Genomic DNA, 2,607 nt, shown 5'->3' on the forward strand with positions numbered 1-2,607 from the left:
CTCCGGTACTCGGGCGCCCCTCCGCCTTGCGATGCGCGGCACCGGACGCCGTGGGCCGTGCCCTCCGGGCGCCCGGCGGCGCCACGTTTGCAACTCGCCCTAGACCGGGGCCAGTTCCGGGTGCCAGCGGCGGGCCACCGCCGGGTGGGCGCGGACCCAGCCCTTCAGTTCGTTGCGGCCGTACTGGGCGTGCAGCGGGTTCGACTCGTCGTGCGCGACACCGGGCGCGGAGCGCAGGTAGTCCCCCGGGACGGTCTCGATCACCGCGTCCAGCCGCGGGTTGTAGAAGAACGGCACCGAGTACCGCTCCACCGCGCCGGGCGGGCTGACGACCCGGTGGTCCGTCGCCGTCAGGTAGCCCTCGGTGGCGATCTCCAACAGCTCGCCCAGGTTCACCACGAAGGCGCCCGGCACCGGCGGTACGTCCAGGTAGCCGCCGTCGCGGACCACCTGGAGGCCGCCCACGGAGTCCTGCAGCAGGAGCGTCAGGAACCCGTAGTCCTTGTGTGCGCCGACCCCCTGGTCGGCGCCGGAGGGGGCCGATCCCGGGTAGCGGATCAGCTTCGTGTGCAGGTGCGGGCGGTCCGCGAAGGCCTCGTCGAAGAAGTCCGCCGGGGCGCCGATCGCGACGAGGAGCTCCTGGAGCAGGCGGTGGGCGACCGCCGCGAGGCGGGACTGCCAGTCCAGGACCACCGTACGGAGCTCCGGGAGGGCGGCGGGCCACTGGTTCGGGCCCTCCAGCCACAGGAAGGCCGGGTCGTCCGGCCCCACGACCGGAGCCGGGCGCTCCGCGCCGACGTCCAGCTGGTCCCGCCAGTCGGAGGCGCCGCCGGTCAGCTCGTGGCCGATCCGGGTGTAGCCGCGGAAGTGCGGGGAGTTCAGATTGCTGACGGCGAGCCGGTCGGCTTCCGGGAGGGCGAAGAAGGCCCTGGTCAGCTCCAGGATGCGGGCGCTCTCGGCGGCGGTGACGCCGTGCCCGGTCAGGTGCAGGAAACCGGTGTCCCTGGCGGCCGCGTGCAGCTGCTTCAGGAAGCCGGCCCGCTGGGCCGGGTCGTCGGCCTGGGAGAGGTCCAGGACGGGGAGAGTGTGCGCGGACGGCATGACGGCTCCGTTTCGGATGTCACGGGGTCCTGTTCCCCAGAGGTGGTGGGGGCCGCGGGCGGGGGGAGGGTCTCCGACAGGGGTGGTGCCGGGACCACGGGAGCCGCGTACAGGACCAAGTCGGATCGTGGTGGATCAGGCTTGGGTTCGGTCCGGCGGCGGACAGCTCGTCGTCGTGACACGCATGTGGTCCACATGGCGGCGCTTGACGAGGAGAACGGTCATACGGAGAGCGTACGCCCGTGCGATCCATCATCAGAACGGGTGATTCGGCCTGCCCGGACGGCGTTGTCCGGGGACCGGCTACGCTGGACCCGTGGCAGTCGTCGATGTTTCCGAAGAGCTGAAGTCCCTCTCCTCGACCATGGGGTCGATCGAGGCCGTCCTGGACCTCGACAAGCTGAGGGCCGATATCGCCGTGCTCGAGGAGCAGGCCGCCGCGCCGTCCCTGTGGGACGACCCGGAGGCCGCTCAGAAGATCACGAGCAAGCTTTCGCACCTCCAGGCGGAGGTCCGGAAGACCGAGAACCTGCGGGGGCGCATCGACGACCTCGCGGTGCTCTTCGACCTCGCCCAGGAGATGGACGACGCGGAGACCCTCGCGGAGGCCGAGGCCGAGCTGGTCTCCGTCCGCAAGGCGCTGGACGAGATGGAGGTCCGGACCCTGCTCTCCGGCGAGTACGCCGAGCGCGAGGCCCTGGTCAACATCCGCGCCGAGGCCGGCGGCGTCGACGCCTCCGACTTCGCCGAGCGCCTGCAGCGCATGTACCTGCGCTGGGCGGAGCGGCACGGCTACTCGACCGAGATCTACGAGACCTCGTACGCCGAGGAGGCCGGCATCAAGTCGACCACCTTCGTCGTGAAGGCCCCGTACGCCTACGGAACACTCTCCGTCGAGCAGGGCACCCACCGCCTCGTGCGGATCTCGCCCTTCGACAACCAGGGCCGCCGCCAGACCTCCTTCGCGGGCGTCGAGGTGCTCCCGGTCGTCGAGACCAGCGACCACGTCGAGATCGACGAGGCCGAGCTGCGCGTCGACGTGTACCGCGCCTCCGGCCCCGGCGGCCAGGGCGTCAACACCACCGACTCGGCGGTGCGCATCACGCACCTGCCGACCGGCATCGTGGTCTCCTGCCAGAACGAGCGCTCGCAGATCCAGAACAAGGCGAGCGCGATGAACGTCCTCCAGGCCAAGCTGCTCGAACGGCGCCGCCAGGAGGAGAAGGACAAGATGGACGCCCTCAAGGACGGCGGCAGCTCCTGGGGCAACCAGATGCGCTCCTACGTCCTGCACCCGTACCAGATGGTCAAGGACCTGCGGACGGAGTTCGAGGTCGGCAACCCGCAGGCGGTGCTCGACGGCGAGATCGACGGCTTCCTGGAGGCCGGAATCCGCTGGCGCAAGCAGCAGGAGCAGACCGCGTAACGGCGCTGCACACGCGAGAAGGGCCCGGACACCCAGTCGGGCTGCTCCGCAGCGCCGGGCATGTCCGGACCGGCCAGCCT

General features: G+C 71.0%; 2 protein-coding genes. One reads left to right on the forward strand and one right to left on the reverse strand.

All coding sequences use genetic code 11. The features are described 5' to 3' along the window. Window positions 1-99: 99 nt before the first annotated feature. Window positions 100-1,101 carry an isopenicillin N synthase family dioxygenase gene (locus ACWGIU_RS35120; protein WP_453712148.1) on the reverse strand — a complete coding sequence of 334 codons (1,002 nt, stop codon included), beginning with the start codon at window positions 1,099-1,101 and terminating at the stop codon, window positions 100-102. Between the two features lie 316 nt (window positions 1,102-1,417). On the opposite strand from ACWGIU_RS35120, the gene prfB reads away from it, so the two are divergent. Continuing rightward, on the forward strand, window positions 1,418-2,527 hold the full coding sequence (prfB, locus tag ACWGIU_RS35125; protein WP_453712149.1) for a peptide chain release factor 2: 1,110 nt from the start codon (window positions 1,418-1,420) through the stop codon (window positions 2,525-2,527). Window positions 2,528-2,607: the final 80 nt, after the last annotated feature.

It is taken from the genome of Streptomyces sp. NPDC054840, from assembly GCF_053611065.1.

Excerpts from the sequence above, each read along its gene's own strand:
- ACWGIU_RS35120 (WP_453712148.1), bottom strand. The coding sequence starts at position 1,101 with ATGCCGTCCGCGCACACTCTCCCCGTCCTGGACCTCTCCCAGGCCGAC.